The organism is Corynebacterium sp. 51B, from assembly GCF_008930785.1.
Classification (GTDB): Bacteria; Actinomycetota; Actinomycetes; order Mycobacteriales; family Mycobacteriaceae; genus Corynebacterium; species Corynebacterium megadyptis.
On the sequence record NZ_PQMK01000002.1, the window covers coordinates 279,538 to 298,779 of the forward strand.

Annotated in this window: 13 protein-coding genes and 1 tRNA gene; 7 read left to right on the top strand and 7 right to left on the bottom strand. The window is 62.1% G+C overall.

What is annotated here, in order from left to right; all coding sequences use genetic code 11:
* Positions 1-3: 3 nt before the first annotated feature.
* The 3 genes from GBB14_RS04210 to GBB14_RS04220 form a co-directional block, all read right to left on the bottom strand.
* Positions 4-957 carry an amino acid ABC transporter permease gene (locus GBB14_RS04210; RefSeq protein WP_151530277.1) on the bottom strand — a complete coding sequence of 318 codons (954 nt, stop codon included), beginning with the start codon at positions 955-957 and terminating at the stop codon, positions 4-6.
* A gap of 64 nt (positions 958-1,021) precedes the next feature.
* On the bottom strand, positions 1,022-1,930 hold the full coding sequence (locus GBB14_RS04215) for an ABC transporter substrate-binding protein (RefSeq protein ID WP_151530276.1): 909 nt from the start codon (positions 1,928-1,930) through the stop codon (positions 1,022-1,024).
* Between the two features lie 108 nt (positions 1,931-2,038).
* Complete coding sequence (locus GBB14_RS04220; protein WP_151530275.1) at positions 2,039-2,944, bottom strand: DUF368 domain-containing protein; 906 nt, start codon at positions 2,942-2,944, stop codon at positions 2,039-2,041.
* A 217-nt stretch (positions 2,945-3,161) separates the two neighbouring features.
* Here GBB14_RS04220 and GBB14_RS04225 point away from each other — a divergent pair.
* Both GBB14_RS04225 and polA read left to right on the top strand, forming a co-directional pair.
* Positions 3,162-3,235, top strand: a tRNA-Leu gene (locus tag GBB14_RS04225).
* Positions 3,236-3,358: 123 nt separating this feature from the next.
* The gene (gene polA / locus GBB14_RS04230; protein WP_151530274.1) at positions 3,359-6,028 is read left to right on the top strand and encodes a DNA polymerase I; all 2,670 of its coding nucleotides are present in this window, start codon (positions 3,359-3,361) and stop codon (positions 6,026-6,028) included.
* Positions 6,029-6,051: 23 nt separating this feature from the next.
* On the opposite strand, the gene GBB14_RS04235 is transcribed toward polA, so the two are convergent.
* Complete coding sequence (locus GBB14_RS04235; RefSeq protein ID WP_151530273.1) at positions 6,052-6,960, bottom strand: AEC family transporter; 909 nt, start codon at positions 6,958-6,960, stop codon at positions 6,052-6,054.
* 49 nt (positions 6,961-7,009) lie between these two features.
* Complete coding sequence (locus GBB14_RS04240; RefSeq protein ID WP_151530272.1) at positions 7,010-7,774, bottom strand: class I SAM-dependent methyltransferase; 765 nt, start codon at positions 7,772-7,774, stop codon at positions 7,010-7,012.
* A gap of 224 nt (positions 7,775-7,998) precedes the next feature.
* Between GBB14_RS04240 and rpsA the strand changes: the two genes are divergently transcribed.
* Together rpsA and GBB14_RS04250 are read left to right on the top strand one after the other, a co-directional pair.
* The gene (gene rpsA / locus GBB14_RS04245; protein WP_151530271.1) at positions 7,999-9,462 is read left to right on the top strand and encodes a 30S ribosomal protein S1; all 1,464 of its coding nucleotides are present in this window, start codon (positions 7,999-8,001) and stop codon (positions 9,460-9,462) included.
* A gap of 552 nt (positions 9,463-10,014) precedes the next feature.
* Positions 10,015-12,081, top strand: a complete 2,067-nt coding sequence (locus GBB14_RS04250; RefSeq protein WP_151530270.1) for a glucose PTS transporter subunit IIA — start codon at positions 10,015-10,017, stop codon at positions 12,079-12,081.
* A 155-nt stretch (positions 12,082-12,236) separates the two neighbouring features.
* Here GBB14_RS04250 and GBB14_RS04255 read toward each other — a convergent pair whose 3' ends face one another.
* The gene (locus GBB14_RS04255; protein WP_151530269.1) at positions 12,237-13,202 is read right to left on the bottom strand and encodes an L-lactate dehydrogenase; all 966 of its coding nucleotides are present in this window, start codon (positions 13,200-13,202) and stop codon (positions 12,237-12,239) included.
* Positions 13,203-13,273: 71 nt separating this feature from the next.
* On the opposite strand from GBB14_RS04255, the gene coaE reads away from it, so the two are divergent.
* The 3 genes from coaE (at position 13,274) to GBB14_RS04270 (ending at position 16,632) form a co-directional block, all read left to right on the top strand.
* Positions 13,274-13,873, top strand: a complete 600-nt coding sequence (gene coaE / locus GBB14_RS04260; protein WP_151530268.1) for a dephospho-CoA kinase — start codon at positions 13,274-13,276, stop codon at positions 13,871-13,873.
* Between the two features lie 10 nt (positions 13,874-13,883).
* Positions 13,884-15,986, top strand: coding sequence for an excinuclease ABC subunit UvrB (gene uvrB / locus GBB14_RS04265; protein ID WP_151530267.1), 2,103 nt, complete (start codon positions 13,884-13,886; stop codon positions 15,984-15,986).
* A 202-nt stretch (positions 15,987-16,188) separates the two neighbouring features.
* The gene (locus GBB14_RS04270) at positions 16,189-16,632 is read left to right on the top strand and encodes a universal stress protein (RefSeq protein WP_151530266.1); all 444 of its coding nucleotides are present in this window, start codon (positions 16,189-16,191) and stop codon (positions 16,630-16,632) included.
* A 58-nt stretch (positions 16,633-16,690) separates the two neighbouring features.
* On the opposite strand, the gene GBB14_RS04275 is transcribed toward GBB14_RS04270, so the two are convergent.
* Complete coding sequence (locus GBB14_RS04275) at positions 16,691-19,060, bottom strand: AAA family ATPase (protein ID WP_151530265.1); 2,370 nt, start codon at positions 19,058-19,060, stop codon at positions 16,691-16,693.
* Positions 19,061-19,242 lie beyond the last annotated feature (182 nt).

Consider the following 19,242-nt stretch of genomic DNA (forward strand, 5'->3'; position numbering starts at 1 on the left):
TAATTACTTCCTTTTCGGGGTGGTCGAGTTACTGATGGTGACATTGTTCGGCGGAACGCCCTCGGCGTCGGCCAGCGCTGCCAGTTGGCGGGCGGTGAGTTCGCGGCTGGAGCCCTTATCAAAGTGCTGTTCCACATAGTGCTGGATCACCATGAGCACGGAGGTGACCAGCAGATACCAGGTGGCGGCTACCAGCAGCAGCGGGACGGGTTCGAAGATCGCGTTGGCGATGTCGGTGGCGCGGCCATAGAGCTCCCCGGCGTAGGGGATGGCCACCACCAGCGAGGTGGTTTTGAGCATGGAGATCAGCTCATTGCCCGTCGGGGGAATGATGATGCGCATTGCCTGGGGGAGCACGGTGCGGCGCATTGTTTGCCACCAGCTCATGCCCAGCGCCTTCGAGGCCTCGGTCTGGCCCTCGGGCACGGATTGAATACCGGCGCGCACGATCTCGGCCATATAGGCGGACTCGTTGAGGCCCAGCCCGATCACGGCGAGGAAAAACGTGTTGCGCAGGGCTTCTTCCAGACTGAGCTCAAAGCCCGCCACCCCGATCGAGGAGTAGATCGAGCTCAGCAGCCCCCAGAACACCAGCTGCACGTAGACGGGAGTACCGCGGAAGATCCACAAATAGATCGAGGAGACACCACGCATAATCGGGTTGGGCGACATGCGCAGGACCGCTAAGAGGGCACCAAGCACCACGCCAATGATCATCGCCAGCACGGTGATGGCGAGGGTGTGCAGGGCGGCGATAGCGATGCGGCGATCGAGAATGTACTGGGCGTAGGTGTCCCAGCCATAGGCCTCGTTGCGCGCCGCAGAGATAAAGAACCACACGGTCAGCAGCAGCAAGATGGCGGCGAATACCCACCGCCCGGGGTGGCGCAGCGGCTTGGCCACGATGGGGGCGGCGTCGGCGGCAGCAGAGCTCGCGCCGGTGGAGGGATGAGTCATGAGATTGTCCTAATGTCTAACGTGCTCGAAGAGTTCAAGAGGTGGCAGGCGGCGGCCCGCGGGATTAGATGTCCTCGCCATTGATGGCGGCGCTATCGGCCAGCCCGGAGGAGATGCCCCATTGGGTCATGATGGCCTCGTAGTCGCCGGAGTCGATGAGCGACTGCAAGGCGGCGGCGAGGGCCGGGGCGAGGGGAGAGCCCTTGTCTACGGGCCAGCCATAGTGGGCGGCGTCGGTGATGTCTCCGATCAATTCGATCTTTCCTTCGGAGCGTTCCACCGCCCAGGCGCTGATGGGGGAGTCCGCCGAGTAGGCATCGGCGCGGCCCAGTACCGCGGCGAGCGCCGCCGAGTCGGAGTCATCATAGGCCAAGATCGTGATCGGTTCCTTGCCGGCTGCGACGCAGGCCTCGGAGCGGGCGGGAACATCATCCGATTCTGAGACGGTGCCGCGCTGCACGGCCACCGTGAGTCCGCAGGCGTTATCGGGATCCACGCCGCTATCCGGCGGCGCGGCCCATTGAATGCCGGCGGTGAGATAGTCCACGAAGTCGTATTTGCGGCGGCGTTCCTCGTTATCGGTCATTCCCGAGGCGCCGAAGTCGATGGTGCCCGAGGAGATGGCGGGCAGAATCATGTTGAAGTCCTGCTGGCGAACATCGAGCTTCAGCCCCATCGTGGCGGCCGCGGCACGCGCGAGGTCAATATCGAAACCAATGATGGTGCCGTGGGAGTCCTTGAACTCCGCGGGGGCGAAGGGCGGATTGGTGGCCATGGTGATCACGCCGGCCTCGGCGATCTCTGGGGGAACGAGAGCAACCACATCCGGATTGGGCTCGGGTTGAATGTCCTGCCAGCCTTCTGGGTGCCCATTTTCTTCATTAACCACGCATGCGCTCGCGCTGCAGGCCACACTCACCGCGAGGACGCCGGCGGTGAGGCGACGAAGAAGCTGCGCTGAAAACTTATGCATGATATTCACCCTAGCGCATACTTGTGGAGACAGAAAAAAACCGCGCCTGCGGCCGTGTGCTGCGTAGTGAGCAGCAGCTTCACGACGTCGCGGCGCGGTGATCGCAGCCTAGATGGCGGCGGGAGCCTTGCGTGCGGTGAATGTTTCCATCCATACCAAGCCGAGAACGATCAGTGCCCCGAGGAGGGTGAAGGCAAACACGATGAGCATATTTCCATCCGGTGCCATGGCCTCGGCGGCGTCATTCTGCCATGGCCACAGGGCCCGCAGGGAGCCCAGCAAGAGTCCGCTCATGGTGATGAGGGTGAGGGTGCGATGGGCGGTGAGCAGGTAGTTGAGCAGCTTGATAAACAGGGCGATACCGGTGACGGCACCGAGGAAGAACACGCCCATGACCGTGAGATCGCGCTCATGCACCGCGTTGAGGACCGGCTGGTAGAGCCCGAGCGCCAGCAACAGGAAGGAACCGGAGACACCCGGCAGGACGAGGGCGCACACCGCGACCATGGCGGCAAAGAAGTACACCGGAAGCGCCGGGTTGCTCTGCGGCGCCGAGGACGCGCCGGTGGCGATGAAGGTGACGATCGCGGCAAGAGTAAAAGCGATGATCGCCGGGATGCGCTTGCGGCGCAGAGCGGCGGCGTCCACCATGCGCAGCGGCACCACGATGGAGGCGGCAACCATGCCGAGGAAGAGACCACGGGCGATTTCCGGCTGGTTCTCCACGAAGCTCGCCATCACCCCAGCCATGAGCAAAATGGTGATCGCCATGGCTCCGACCAGCGGGATCAGCAACGCCCAGTCGAGGTTTTTAAAGCGGGCCGCGGCCTCCTTGCGGTTGCTCAGCAGTGCCTTGCAGGCGGCCAGGATTCCATCACCGGCGGCGATGGCGCGCTCGTAGACGCCGACGACGAGGGCGATCGTGCCGCCAGAGACCCCGGGGACCAGCTCCGCCAGCGCAATGAGGGCACCGCGGAAGGCGTTGTTGAGGATTTCGACAGGATTGATTCTCATGGTGTGTGCAGCGACTCTCTTTTCTCGTCTTGGCTGCGGGGCTGGGGCACAGGCCCATTGCCGCCGCGGTGCTGTGCTTAAGCGACTATACGACAGCAGCAAGGGGCGCAACGAAACGACACTCGTGGCCGCCGCGAAGGTGTGGGAACGGCCATAGTGAAGCCCTAGGCAGGTGATTTATCCTTCCTTCATGGGGTGCTCTATAATGATGTCTCGCGCCCCAGTAGCCCAATTGGCAGAGGCAACGGATTCAAAACCCGTCCAGTGTGAGTTCGAGTCTCACCTGGGGCACAGTGACCAGCGGAGGCAGCAACCCACTCGAGGGGGCGCCTCCGCTGGTTTTTCTCTGCCCGCCGCGGCTAGCCATGACCGCGCTACATCGGCATCCCGCGAGCTGTCCTAAACTGAGACACTATGACTGATCCGACGCCACGCTTGATGCTTATCGACGGCCACTCCATGGCCTTTCGCGCTTTCTATGCCCTTCCAACGGAGAATTTCTCCACCTCCGGCGGCCAGCACACAAATGCGGTGTACGGATTTATGTCCATGTTCTCCTCTCTGCTGAAAGAGGAGCAGCCCACCCACGTGGGCGTGGCCTTTGATGTGGGCCGCACCACCTTCCGTACGGAGCTCTTTCCCGAGTACAAGGCCCAGCGCGAGGCCACTCCGGAGGAGTTCAAGGGGCAAGTGGGGCTGATCAAGCAGGTGCTCGAGGCCTGCAATATCGTCACCGTGGAGATGGAGAACTACGAGGCCGATGACATCGTGGGCACCCTCACCAAGGCGGCCGAGCCCGAGGGCTATGAGATTCTGCTCGTCACCGGCGACCGCGACTATCTGCAATTGGTGAATGAGCAGACTACGGTGCTCTATCCCATGAAGGGTGTCAGCGACCTCAAGCGTTTCACGCCTGCGGCGGTGGAAGAGAAATACGGTCTCACCCCCACCCAATATCCCGACTTCGCGGCCCTGCGTGGCGATCCCTCCGATAATCTGCCCAATATTCCGCTGGTGGGGGAAAAGACCGCCGCCCAGTGGATCGTGAAATACGGCAGCCTCAAGGGCGTCGTGGAGCATGCCGACGATATCGGCGGCAAGCGCGGGGATAACCTGCGCGCCCGCTTGGACCAGGTGCAGCTCAACCGCGAACTCACTGGGATGGTTACTGACCTATCCCTCGATATCACCCCCGAGCAGCTAAAACTGCGCCCGGCCGACGCCGCCGATGTGGCCGAGCGCTTCGATGAGCTGGAATTCGGCTCGAATCTGCGCGAGCGGGTGCTCAGCGCGCTGCCCAGCGATGGGGATGCGGCTGTAGTAGAAGAGGAGCAGCGTCTGGAGGTGAGCGTCGATAAGCCCAGCTCCTTGGCGCAGTGGCTCACACAGCGCCAGCAGGAACCGCTCGCTCTGGCAGCGCGCGGCACGGCTGCCGCCGGCCGCGGGGATCTGCAGAGCATTGCGCTGGTGGATGCGACGGGTAGTGCGGTCATCGCCGAGGTGGCCGAGCTGGATCCGGAGGACGAGCAGGCGCTCGCCGCGTGGCTGGAATCGGACAGCCCCAAGCTGCTGCACGACGCCAAAGCCGTCTATCACATGGTGCGCGGCCGCGGCCTGATCCTGGGCGGCATCGCCCACGATGTTGCTATCGCCGCCTATCTGCTGCGCCCGGGCCAGCGCACCTATGCGCTCAACGATATCTACCAGCGCCATCTGCAGCGGCAGCTCGAGCAGGCCGAGGACAGCGGTCAGATGAGCTTGCTCGACGATGCGCAATCCGAGCTCTTGGCAGCGGAGGGCGTGGCGATTATCGAGCTGGCCGAGGAACTTACTACGCAGCTGCAGCAGATCGATAGCTTCGAGCTCTACCGGGATCTCGAGCTGCCCCTGGTGAGCGTGCTCGGCGAGGTGGAACACACCGGTATCGCCGTGGATATCGACAGCCTAGAGCGGCAGCGTGATTCCTTCATCGAACACGTTGCCGCGGAAGTGCAGGCCGCCCGCGAGATCGCCGGCGACGAGAGCCTGAATCTCTCCAGCCCGAAGCAGCTGCAGGTGGTGTTGTTTGAGACCCTCGAGATGCCCAAGACGAAGAAAACCAAGACGGGCTATTCCACCGCAGCCAAGGAAATCGAGAACCTCGCCCGCACCCACCCGCATCCTTTCCTCGATCACCTCTTGGCCCATCGCGAATATCAGAAGATGAAGACCACCCTGGACGGGCTGATCAAGTCCGTGCAGCCGGATGGGCGCATCCACACCACCTTCAATCAGACGGTGACCTCGACGGGGCGTTTGTCCTCTACCGAGCCGAACCTGCAGAACATCCCCGTGCGCACCGTGGTGGGCCGCCATATCCGTTCCGCTTTCGTCGTCGACCGGGACCACGAATGCCTCGTCACCGCCGACTATTCCCAGATCGAGATGCGCGTGATGGCGCATCTTTCCGAGGATCCCGGGCTCATCGAGGCCTATCGCCGCGGCGAGGACCTGCACAACTTCGTCGGCTCCCGCGTGTTCGGTGTGCCCGTCGACGAGGTCACCCCGGAAATCCGCCGCCGCGTCAAGGCTATGTCCTATGGCCTGGTCTATGGGCTGTCCGCCTATGGGCTCTCCCAGCAGCTGGACATCTCGCCTGGAGAGGCCAAAGAGATCATGGCCACCTACTTCGAGCGCTTCGGCGGGGTGAAGCGTTATCTCGACGACGTCGTTGTGCAGGCCCGCAATGATAGCTACACGGCCACCCTCTTCGGCCGGCGTCGCTACCTGCCGGAGCTGAGCTCCACCAATCGTGTCGCCCGCGAAAACGCTGAGCGCGCGGCGCTGAATGCGCCCATCCAGGGCACAGCCGCCGACATCATCAAGATCGCCATGCTGCGCGTGTACCAAGTGATGCAGGATAGGCAGCTCCGCTCGCGGCTGCTGTTGCAGGTACACGATGAACTCGTGGTGGAGGTCGCCCCAGGGGAAAAGGACACCGTCGTGGAGATCCTGCAAGAAGAGATGGACAAGGCTGTGCGCTTGTCTGTGCCGCTGGAGGTCTCCGTCGGGGCCGGCGTGAACTGGGACGCCGCCGCGCACTAGACGCTGCTACTACGCAGCAGCGTTTAACCGAAGAATGCGGCTATCACCATCATCGCCGGTAATGCGGTGAAGGTGGTGATCAGCCCGGTATCGCGCGGCACGCGGGTATCGCGGCCGTAGTTGGATGCGTAGTTATACACATTCTGCGCGGTCGGTAGCGCCGCGAGAATCATGGCCGCAAAGAGCTGCTGGTGATCAAGCCCCAGCAGCATACCCACACCGAGCGCGGCCAGCGGCATGCCCAGCTGTTTCAGTCCCACCGCCCAGAAGGTCAGCGTGCGCGCCTGCGGATCCCGCAGCGGGGTGGCAGTCGTGAGCGAGGCGCCGAAACTCATGAGCATCAGGGGAATGGCCGCCCCGCCCAGCACCTCGACCGGGCGAAACACCATATCGGGCACTGTCAGATCACTCCACGCCACCACCAGCCCCGCGGCTGCGCCCAGCACCACCGGGCTGAGCAGCGCATGGCGCACCGCGACCACCAATGAGGAGGAGCGATCGATCAGCGTCAAAATGATGGGGGCGTAGATCAACACCTGAAATAACACCACCGGCGCCGCATAGGCCGCGCTACCGAGCACGTAGAGACTCACCGGCAGGCCGATGTTATTGGAGTTCATATAGCTTGACGACGCCGCCCCGATCGTCAAATCCGCCCGATGCCGGCAGCCACCCGCCCAGGCGATAGCGACGAATGCACCCGCGGTGATCACCGCCGCCGCCGAGGTTGCCACCACCACGGGAGAGAACATGTGCTGCGGCTCGGAGCGGGCGAAGACCGTGAACAACAGGGCCGGCAGCGCGGCATAGAAGGCGAGGCGGTCGAGTACTGTGCGCTGCTCCTCAGACGCAATGACCCGTGTAGAGCCCACGGCGAAACCCACGGCGATCAGGCCGAGAATAATGCCGTAGCTGGTGAGGATGCCGCCCATGAAGCCGCGGGTGTCCTTTCTTATAAGGTGGCCGGTTGGGAGTGCTGTCTTAGTCCTTGCGCGCGGAAATGATGAGCGTGCCTGGGAAGATGCGTCCCCGCAGCGGCGACCATTGGCCCCAGGTGGTCTCGAGATCCTCTGGCCACTCCGGTTCGATCATGTGACGAATACTGAGACCGGCGGCTACCAGACCATTGGCGTAGTCGGAGACCGTGTGGTGGCCTTCAGCATAAGAAAGCACGCCCTGATCATCCGCCTCCGTATAGGCGTCGTCAAAATAGGAATACGCCACGTGAAGTCCCTCGGCGCTGGGGTCATCGGCGAAAATCCAGCGCATGGGGTGATTGACGGAAAACACGAAGCGCCCGCCGGGGCGCAGCACACGGGAGACCTCGGCGAAGGCGGCGGAGAGATCCTCGATGAAAGGCAGCGCGCCAAAGACCGAGAAAACGGTGTCCACGCTCCCAGGGCGCAGCGGTAGAGCTAGGGCATCGGCGTGGAGCAGGTGGAGGGTGGCGTCGTCAATCGCCGCGCGACGCAACATCTGCTCGGAGATATCTACGCCGATGATGCGGGCGGTGGGGAAGCGCTGGGCGAGCCAGCGGCTGCAGGGGGCGGAGCCGCAGCCGAGCTCGAGCACCGTGGTGTCGGAGACATCACCCAACAGCTGCGCCTGCTCTTCGTGCAGCATCTCTGGGCACCAATAGAAAGAGGAGAGATACTCGGGATGTTGGGCGTGATAATTGGCGGCGTCGTGGTCCCACCACGAGCGGTTCGCTGCGGAAAATGTGGCGGGTGTGAAACGAGAGTTCATGCAGGTAACTCTATTTGCCGGAAGCGAAAACGTGCAGTAAAGTGTTGGAGGCGTGTCGCAACGCGTCCACGGTTTTCAGGTGTAATAGGACGGCTGAAAATGGGGCGCGTGAGATTGAACAAGCTGGTCAGAGCGTCAAATACAGCGCACGATCTACTCGTCAAGAGATACGTTTCCTGTCCATTCGAGATTCCTATTTCAACATTTTTCGGAGCAACTAACATATGCCCACCAACAACACCCCTCAGGTAGCCGTCAACGATATCGGCTCCGCTGAGGACTTCCTCGCAGCCGTCGACGCCACCATCAAGTACTTCAACGATGGTGACATCGTTGAGGGAACCGTGGTCAAGGTCGATCGCGACGAGGTTCTGCTCGACATCGGATACAAGACCGAGGGCGTTATTCCCTCTCGTGAGCTGTCCATCAAGCACGATGTCGATCCGGAAGAGGTTGTCGAGGTCGGAGACGAGATCGACGCACTTGTTCTCACCAAGGAGGACAAGGAAGGCCGTCTGATCCTGTCCAAGAAGCGCGCTCAGTACGAGCGTGCATGGAGCGCCATCGAGCAGCTCCAGGCCAACGACGAGCCCGTCACCGGTACCGTTATCGAGGTTGTCAAGGGTGGCCTGATCCTTGACATCGGGCTGCGTGGCTTCCTGCCCGCATCCCTCGTTGAGATGCGTCGCGTCCGCGATCTCGAGCCGTACATCGGCCAGGAGATCGAGGCCAAGATCATCGAGCTGGACAAGAACCGCAACAACGTGGTCCTGTCCCGCCGGGCATGGCTCGAGCAGTCCCAGTCCGAGCTTCGCTCCGAGTTCCTGCACCAGCTCCAAAAGGGTCAGGTGCGCAAGGGTGTCGTCTCCTCCATCGTCAACTTCGGCGCCTTCGTCGATCTCGGCGGTGTCGACGGCCTGGTTCACGTTTCCGAGCTGTCCTGGAAGCACATCGACCACCCGTCTGAGGTTGTCACCGTGGGCGACGAGGTCACCGTTGAGGTTCTCGACGTCGATCTCGACCGCGAGCGCGTGTCCCTGTCCCTGAAGGCCACCCAGGAAGATCCGTGGCGCGTCTTCGCCCGCACCCACGCTGTGGGCCAGATCGTGCCCGGCAAGGTCACCAAGCTGGTTCCCTTCGGTGCGTTCGTGCGCGTCGAAGAGGGCATCGAGGGCCTCGTCCACATCTCCGAGCTGGCTCAGCGCCACGTCGAGGTGCCGGATCAGGTTGTCAACGTTGGCGAAGACCTCATGGTCAAGGTCATCGACATCGATCTCGAGCGTCGCCGCATCTCCCTGTCCCTGAAGCAGGCTGACGACGACTACTCCGAGGAGTTCGATCCCTCCAAGTACGGTATGGCCGACTCCTACGACGAGAACGGCAACTACATCTTCCCGGAGGGCTTCGACCCGGAGACCAACGAGTGGCTCGAGGGCTTCGACGAGCAGCGCCAGGAATGGGAGGCTCGCTACGCAGAGTCCGAGCGTCGCTTCCAGCTGCACACCCAGCAGATCGAGCGTCACCGCGCCGCAGCCGAGGCTGCTGCCGAGGCCGGCGAGCAGCAGGGTACAGCCTCCAACTACTCCAGCGCTGACGCTGGCGTAGCCGAGGCCGCAGCCACCACCGGTGGTTCCCTCGCTTCCGACGAGCAGCTCGCTGCCCTGAAGGAGAAGCTGGAAGGCAACTAAGCCTCCTCTCGGTGACCGCTCACGCGTCATCTCAAGGAAGTGCCCTACCCCTGGGGGTAGGGCACTTTTTTGTGCCACTACGCAAAAGAGTGTGCAGTTTTTCTACAGCCCCGTAGCACACCCATGCGGTGTGGCTTCGTGTGGGGTCGATAGGGAGAAAAATGTTTATTCGGGCACTAATAAAATGCCCGTACACAGGGCATTACTGCGGCGTGGGAGACGCCGCAGCGCGGGGCGGCAGGAGCCGTGAAAACCAGCACTCAGGCCTTTTAACTGCGTGTTTATTATTCTCATTGTCATTAGGGCGCACTAAGTAAATGTGAGCTACGGCATAGTAGCGGCGCTATGTGTGAGTGGATTTGTGTCCTATAATTATCGTGATGCCACACACGATGGTGGCGAATCGGACAGAAACCCACAATTTCTATTGGTGGCTCAAATATGCCCACTAATGCTCCTGGTGCGACGAACTGCGGCGCGAGTCTTTTTCGGATTACCAAGTAGGGTGGGCCTAAGTCTTTTCTCATAAACTCTCTACGAAAGGTAGACGCAATGGCGACTAAGAATGCGTCAGCCGCCGAGGCCATACTGGCCAATCTTGGCGGACCTGAAAACATTGACTCGTTTACGCACTGTGCTACTCGCCTGCGTATGCAACTAGGCGACCGCTCATTGGCGGATCAAGACGCTCTCGACAATATTCCCGAAGTGATGGGCGTTGTGCCGCAGGGATCCAATGGTCTGCAAGTGATCATGGGTGGCGGCGTAGCTAACTACTACAACGACATCGTCAAGCTGCCCGGCATGGAACACATCGCCGGCGGCGAAGCTGGTGCCTCCAAGAAGTCCGCGAAGAAGGAGTACTCCGGTGTTCGCGGCAAATTCGGCTGGGTGGACTTCGCCTTCGAATTCCTCTCCGATACCTTCCGTCCCATTCTGTGGGCTCTGCTCGGCGCCTCGCTGATCATCACCATCTTGGTGCTGCTCGACACCGCAGGCATCCAGGCATTCGATGAACCGCTGGCGGAGCAGTCCGGCGTCTACGTGCTCATGCACGCTATGTGGCGCTCTGTGTTCTACTTCCTGCCGATCATGGTGGGTGCCTCCGCAGCCAAGAAGCTCGGAGCAAACGAATGGGTGGGCGCCGCAATTCCGGCCGCCTTGCTCACTCCCGAGTTCATCGGGCTGAAGGACAATATCCACACCGTCGTGGAGCAGGGCGCCACCGAGGGCATCGATATCTACAAGATCGATGTCGCCGGCCTGACCCTGGTGCTCAACAACTACGGTGGACAAGTCTTCCCGCCGCTGCTGGCCGCCATCGGTCTGTTCTGGGTGGAGAAGGGCCTGAAGAAGGTCATTCCCGAAGCCGTGCAGATGGTGTTCGTGCCCTTCATCTCCCTGTTGGTCATGATTCCGCTGACCGCCTTCGTGGTGGGCCCCTTCGGTATCTTCATCGGTGACGGTATCGCTCGACTGTTCATGAACACCTACGAGTTCTCGCCGTTCATCCTCGCTATCATCATCCCGCTGCTGTACCCCTTCCTGGTGCCGCTGGGCCTGCACTGGCCGCTCAACGCCGTCATGCTGCAGAACATTGCCACCTTCGGCTTCGACGTCATCCAAGGCCCCATGGGCGCATGGAACTTTGCCTGCTTCGGCCTCGTCGCCGGTGTGCTGGTGGTCTCTGTGCGTGAGCGCAACCGCCAGATGCGTCAGGTTGCCACCGGTGGTCTTGCCGCCGGCCTGCTTGGTGGTATCTCCGAGCCCAGCCTGTACGGCATCGTGCTGCGCTTCAAGAAGACCTACCTGCGACTACTTCCTGGCTGTTTCGCCGGCGGTATCGTGATGGGCCTGTTCGGCATTAAGGCTCAGGCCTTCGTGTTCACCTCGCTGCTCACCATCCCGGCCATGACCCCCACCCTGGGTTATGCCATCGGTTTGGCTGTCGCCTTCTTCACCTCCTTCTTCCTCGTGGTCTTCTTCGACTACCGCTCGAAGGAAGAAAAGGATGAGGTGCGCGCCCGCATCGCCGAGGACGAGGCTGCCGAGGCTGCCGAGGCCTCTGCTCCGGCCGCTGGTGTATCGGAGGCCGCCCCGGCTGCCGCCGCTCCGGCCGCGGGTGCAGCTGCTGCTGGCACCGCTACCGCAGTCAAGACCGAGAAGAAGGTCGAGGCTCCCTTGGACGGCACGCTGGTGCCGCTGGCCGACACTCCCGATGAGGCTTTCGCCATGGGTGCTGTAGGCAAGGGTGCGTCCATCGATCCTTCCGGCGACACCGTATACGCCCCGGGCGACGGCAAGGTCATTATGACCTTCCCCACCGGTCATGCCGTGGGCCTGAAGCTCGACAATGGGCTGCAGATGCTCATCCACGTGGGCCTGGACACCGTGAATATGAAGGGTGAGGGCTTTGAGGTTCTCGTGAGCAAGGGTGATGTGGTCGAGGCTGGCACTCCGCTGCTGAAGTTCGACCGCGCCGCCATCGAGGCCGCCGGCTACTCGCCGATCACCCCGGTGCTGGTGACCAACCACAAGAAGCACGGCGCTATCAACGTCGTTGCCGATTATGGCACCATCTCCCACGGCACCGTCTTCCTCGACGTGGAAGATAAATAAGCCTCAGGCTTAAACCTCCGTTCCTCTCGCCTCAGCCCGCCTAGCGGGCAGCGATGAGCACACAAATACAAGGGGCGCTGCGATCACGCAGCGCCCCTTGGCTTGTGTCTGGATGGGGGAGAACCCGCCCCTCGCCGCCCCTCGTGGGGCGGGGCCTAGGTGGTCTGGGCGGCGGTGATGGCGGTGCGAATCGCCGCCACTGAGCGCTCCAATGCGGCCTCTTCCCAGTCGTTGAGCGAGACAGCGAAGCGTCGCTCGGCGCCGCCGCGACCCAGCAGGGTGGGCATGGAGAACGCCACATCGCCATCGAAACCATACTCGCCGCGGGCGGTGGTGCAGGCCGGCACGATCACCTTTTCATCGAGCAAGACGTGCCGCGCCATGAGTACTGCGGACTGCGCCACACCGGCATTGGTCCAGCCCTTGGAGTTCAATACCTCGTAGGCGGCCTGGACGGTGTCCTCGGCGAGACGCTCCGGATCGAGGTGCACCCCAGTAAAGGTCTGCTCCAGCTCGGCGACGGACAATCCGCCCACGCTTAGATGCGAGAGCACGGGAAAAGCGGACAGGCCGTGTTCGCCCATCATGTAGCCGCTGACGCTCAGCGGGGACACCCTGAGCTTGTCCGCAACTATTCTGCGTAGTCGCGCAGAGTCAAGCATGGTGCCGGTACCGAAGATCTTCCCGGCGGGGTAGTCGAACTCATTCTCCGCCACGTAGAGGGTGGTGTCCAAGGGATTGGTGATCATGATGACCACCGCATCGCGGGTGTAGTCCACCACCTGTTTCATCACATCGCGGATCACCGCCGCGTTAATGGAGGCGAGCTCGGCACGATCAGGAGTGCTGTTCTCCGCGGAAGGAATGATGGAGGGGCCGGCGGCGCAGATAATGACATCCGCGTCGGCGCAGTCACTGTAGTCTCCAGCGCGCACCGCCGTGGAGGTCATGGAACTCAGGGCGGTAGCGTGATGCTGATCTAGGGCCTCGCCGTGGGCCACCCCCTCGGCGAGGTCGATCGTCACGATCTCGCCGAAGAGCCCCATTTTCATCGCGTCAGCGAGCACATAGCTTCCCACGTGCCCAACTCCGATCACCACGAGCTTATGTGGCGACACCATATGTGTGACCTCGTCTTTCTCTCGACCGTAGTATGTACCGGCTCAAGCTTACGCCCGTAGACTAAGACATCATGACGATCATTGGCATCACAGGCGGCATCGGCTCCGGGAAGTCCACAGCGACGGCGATCCTCAAGGAAAAGGGGGCATTCATTATCGACGCAGACCTCATCGCACGAGAGATCGTTGAACCCGGACAGCCGGCACTCGCGGAACTCGCGGCCGAGTTTGGCGAGGATATTCTCGACGATTCTGGGGTACTACGCAGAAGAGTTCTGGCGCAGCGGGCCTTCGTGGATGAGCAGCGAACCGAGCGCCTCAACGCCATCACCCACCCGCGCATCGCCGAGCGCACCCGCGAGTTCTTCGCCGAAGCGGCGGAGAGTGGGGCGGAGGTCATCGTGCACGATTCGGCGCTGCTTATCGAGCTCGGACTCGATCGCGCGGTGGACATCACTGTGGTGGTTTCCGCCCCGGAGGAGCTGCGCCTGCAGCGCCTCGTCGATAAGCGAGGACTGGATGAAGAGGATGCGCGTCATCGTATTGCGCGGCAGATGGGGGAGCAGGAGCGCTGCGCGGCGGCTGATGTGGTGTTGGATAATTCCGGGAGCATAGACGAGTTAGCCGCCCAAGTTGAGCAGCTATGGGAGCGGGCCAACACGTGCGGGTAGTCTCGAGGCTATGGCTTTTGCAGCAGAGCACCCAGTGTTGTCCGAGTCCGAGTTTCGCCCCGTAGGCGAGGTGGAACGCTCGAACGGGAAATTCGAGGTGATCTCGGAGTATCAACCGGCCGGCGACCAGCCGCGGGCGATCGAGGAACTCACTGTTCGTATCAACAACAACGAGCGGGACGTGGTGCTCATGGGCGCTACCGGTACCGGTAAATCGGCCACGGCGGCGTGGCTGATCGAGCAGGTGCAGCGCCCCACTTTGGTGATGGCGCCGAATAAGACGCTTGCCGCCCAGCTGGCCAATGAGCTGCGGCAGCTGTTGCCGAATAACGCGGTGGAATACTTCGTCTCCTACTACGACTACTACCAGCCGGAAGCCTATGTGGCGCAGACCGATACGTATATCGAAAAGGACTCCTCCATCAATGACGATGTGGAGCGCCTGCGCCACTCCGCCACCTCGGCGCTGCTCTCGCGGCGCGACGTTGTGGTCGTTAGTTCCGTCTCCTGCATTTATGGTCTCGGAACCCCGCAATCCTATCTGGATCGTTCGGTGGTGCTGCGCGTGGGCGAAGAAGTGGAGCGGGATCGCTTCCTGCGGCTGCTGGTAGACATCCAATACGATCGCAACGACGTGGCCTTTGTGCGCGGCGCGTTCCGTGTCAAGGGCGATGTGGTGGATATCATTCCCGCCTATGAGGAGCTCGCGGTGCGGGTGGAGTTCTTTGGCGATGAGATTGATTCCCTCTACTACATTCACCCCGTCACCGGCGATCCGATCCGCCAGGTAGAAGAGCTGCGCATTTTCCCCGCCACCCACTATGTGGCCAGCGAGGAACGCATGGCCAAGGCGGTAGAAGACATCAAGGCCGAGCTGGCAGAGCGCCTCGAGGACCTCGAGAATCGCGGCAAACTGCTCGAAGCGCAGCGGCTGCGGATGCGCACGGAATATGATCTGGAGATGATCCAGCAGGTGGGCTTTTGCTCCGGCATCGAGAACTATTCTCGGCACGTCGATGGCCGGCCCGCAGGCTCTGCTCCGGCTACCCTGATCGACTATTTCCCCGAAGACTTCCTCACCATCATCGACGAGTCCCACGTGACCGTGCCCCAGATCGGCGGCATGTTCGAAGGTGACATGTCGCGCAAACGCAACCTGGTGGACTTCGGTTTCCGCCTGCCCTCGGCGCTGGACAACCGCCCGCTCACCTGGGATGAATTCGACGCCCGCAAGGGCCAATGCGTCTACATGTCCGCCACCCCCGGCCCCTATGAGCTTGCCGCTACCGGCGGCGAGTTCGTGGAGCAGATTATTCGCCCCACTGGGCTGGTGGATCCGAAGGTCGTGGTGAAACCGACCGAAGGCCAGATCGACGATCTCATCCACGAGATTCGCCTGCGCACCGAGAAAAACGAGCGCGTGCTGGTGACCACCCTGACCAAAAAGATGGCCGAGGACCTCACCGATTATCTGCTGGAAAATGGGGTGCGGGTGCGCTATCTGCACTCCGATATTGATACGCTGCAGCGCGTGGAGCTGCTGCGCCAACTACGCACCGGCACCTATGACGTATTGGTCGGCATCAACCTCTTGCGCGAGGGCCTGGATCTGCCGGAGGTGTCGCTGGTGGCGATCCTCGACGCGGACAAGGAAGGCTTCTTGCGCTCGACCACCTCGCTGATCCAGACCATCGGCCGCGCTGCCCGCAATGTCTCCGGCGAGGTGCACATGTACGCCGATAAGGTGACCGAATCCATGGTGGCCGCGATCGACGAAACTGAGCGGCGCCGCGAGAAGCAACTCGCCTATAACCGCGAACACGGCATCGACCCGCAGCCGCTGCGCAAGAAAATCGCCGATATCCTGGACCAGGTCTATGACAACGCGGAAGAGGGCGAGGCGCGCCCCGATGCGGCCGCCGACGCCGCGCTGGTGGATAAACGCGATATCTCCTCCATGCCCCAAGAGGAGCTGCGCAGCCTCATTGATTCGCTCACCGCGGAGATGTCTGCCGCCGCCAAGGAACTCAAATTCGAGCTGGCGGGCCGTTTGCGCGATGAGATCCGCGATCTGAAGAAAGAACTACGCGGTATCACCGAGGCCGGCATCTAATATCCGGTGCCGCGGCTCGGTTCTGCGGCTATGCGCTGCGCCCAGGTGCTGTGCCGCTTATCGACGCCGCCCTTTCTTCTCTGCACCATCCCGGCAAGCGGCACAACGACGCTCACCTTGGGTCCGATACGGACACGTCGGTGGTAACCTAAAGTCCAACAGCAAATACAACCTAGGTATGTGTTAAAGGGGTTCTTTGTCGATGAACGAAAACTACCAGACCATCGTCGTGGGTACCGACGGCTCCAAGTCTTCGCTACTGGCCGTCGAGCGTGCTGCCTCCATTGCCGCGGCGTTCGACGCCACCTTGGTCATCGGTTCCGCCTACTACGAGAGCACGGAAGAAGCCTCCAAGACTCTCCGCCAGGACTCCGTCACCGTTCTCGGTAATGACCCGGCACAGAAGAACCTCGACAGCGCCGCCGAGGTGGCCAAGAAGGTCGGTGCCACCAAGATCGAGACCGCGCTGAAGGCCGGCACCCCGGTGCAGGCACTAATGGGCATCGTTAACGAGTACAAGGCAGATCTGCTCATCGTCGGCAACCGCGGCATCAACTCCCTCACCGGCCGCCTGCTGGGTTCCGTGCCCGCCGATGTGGCCCGCCAGTCTGACTGCGATGTGATGATCGTTCACACCGTCAGCTAAGCGCTCCACCACTTAAGAAGCACCCGCCCCTTCGGGCGGGTGCTTTTTCTACTACGCATCAGAGCTCTGCATAGGCGGCAGCAACATCTGCGATGCTCGCGCCCACCACCGTCACTGTCTGCGTAGCGCGACTCAACGCCACATAAAGATCATTCAGCCCGCGTGCCGAGGCTGCTGCGATGGCCTCCGGATCGACCACGATGACGTGGTCAAACTCTAATCCCTTGACCTCATCGACGCTGCGGGCCTCATCCATATCCTGTAGGTCGGCGCGCGTGTCGAGAACCTCTGGGGCGGCGACGACGGCCACCATCCGCTCTGGATGCTCCTCCTTGAGTGCCTCCACGATGCTGCGCACAGAGGTTTCCTTGGGAAGCTGCGTGACTGCGCCATCGACATCACGCACCGACTGTGCGGGCTGTTGCTCTGGGGCGATGAGCGGCAAGAGTGTCTGCGCCAGCTCCATGATCGTCGCCGGAGTACGGTAATTCACAGTCAATTCGTGGTGGCGTACCCGCGAGCCGACGAACTCGGCGAAGGTTTCGGCCCAACTATCTGCGCCAGCGGGGGAGCCAGTTTGGGCGGTATCGCCCACGATCGTCATCCACCGGCTCGGCACCCGGCGAAACACCATCCGCCACTCCATCTCGGAGAGCTCTTGGGCTTCGTCCACCACCACGTGGCCAAAGGCCCAGGTGTGATCAGCACGGGCCTTTTCCGCCGTTGAGCGATTATCACGCACCTGCTGTCGCTGCGCGAGAGTCTCGGCATCGACCACGTCGTGGGCGGAGAGCACCTCGGCATCGAACTCATCGTCCAAGTCCGAGTTGGCGGAGCCGATGAGAATATCCAGCGCATCTTGGGCGTCGTCAATCTGTTGCCGCCACCGCTGCTCGGCCTGCTCTGCCGACTCCTCGGGGTTGTCGATGCCGATGATGAGCGAGAGCTCGTCGAGGAGTGCGGCATCGGCTGGGGTCCACGCGATTACAGCATCGTCGAGCGCGTCCAGGTCATAGCCTGGCCGGAACAATCCTTCGATGGTGGCCTCGTCATAGTCGGCGGCCACTTCGGTGAGGCGATCGTGGTCGCAGGTGAGCTCCGCGAGTACCTGCTGCGGGCTCAGCCGCGGCCAGAGAGTGTCGATGATCTCGATAACCTGTGCTTCCTCGCTGAGATCATCGTGTAATTGGGCGATATCCGCGGCAGAAAGCAGGTTCTCCTGCCCCAGGGGATCGGCGCCGATCACCTCGGCCATGTGCTCGGCCAGTAGCTCGAGCAGCCTATCGGCAAAAATTGGTTGGGCGCGGTTATGCGGCTTGCGCGAGCGTCGGGCGCGGGTGCGCGCCTTTTTCACCATGGCCGGGCTGATCCGCAGCGATACCCCATCCACGGTGAGAGGGATCTCCTCAGCGGGCACCTGCTGATAGGCCTTTACTGCCTCGCGCAGGATATAGGCCATCTCCGAGGAGCCTTTGATCTCCTTGGCTAGGAGGGTGTCCTGGCCGGTGGGAGTGACCAGAGGATAGAGCTCGCCAATGGTGGAGAGAACCACGCCAGTTTCGCCGAGCTCTGGCAGCACCCGGGAAATATAGTCCAGGAAGCGGCGGTTGGGCCCCACAATGAGCACGCCGGTCTTGGCCAGTTGTTCGCGCCAGGTATAGAGCAGATAGGCCACACGGTGCAGCGCCACCGCTGTCTTGCCGGTGCCGGGGCCGCCATCGACCACCATCACGCCGCGGTTGTTATCGCGGATGATGGTGTCTTGTTCCCGCTGGATCGTCTCCACGATGGTGTTCATGTGGCCGGAGCGGGCAGCATTGAGCGCGTGCGCCAGAGCGGCCTCCCCGGCGATATCGGCGGGAGCCTCTCCACCCGATGTGTCTGGGGACTGGCCTAGGAGTCGTTCTTCATCGACTGCTGTGACGGTACGCCCACGGGTGCGGATATGGCGTCGACGGTGCACCCCCGCCGGGTTGACGGTGGTGGCCAGATAGAAGGGGCGTGCCATGGGGGCGCGCCAATCCAAGAGCAACGATCGGTAATTATCGGCGGCGTCTTGAACCCCCATGCGCCCGATATAGCGGCGATCCACGCGCTGCCCATCGAGCTCGATGGGATCATCAGGATCGGGGTCATCGACGTCAATGCGGCCAAAGACTAAACCGAGTTGGGCGAGCGCGGCACGATCCAGCTTCTCATTCAGGCTGTGGTACTCGGCTTCGCGGCGAATGAGATCATCTGTGTCCGGATCCACTCCCTCGGGGCGCAGCGACACGGCCGTTAGGCGCTCGCGGGCGGCCCGGATGTCCTCGTCGAGATGATCGAAAAGACCATCCACATAGCGCTGCTCGGTGGCGATCACATCAGTTGTCGCGGCGTCGCGGGCAGCGTCGGAGTCGGGGAGAGGGCCGTGCGGACTATGCGGCAAGAGAGATCCTTTCTGATCACGTCACACACATCGAATGCAGGATACGAGAAATGACGATCATACGCGCCAGGTACTACCGCGGGGCGACGCCAGCGGCGGGCAGCATGAGCTACAGCATCGTAGTAGAGCCAACAGCCGAGGCATCGAGTTTGTTCCCTCCCGGTACCTCGCAGCGCTGAACC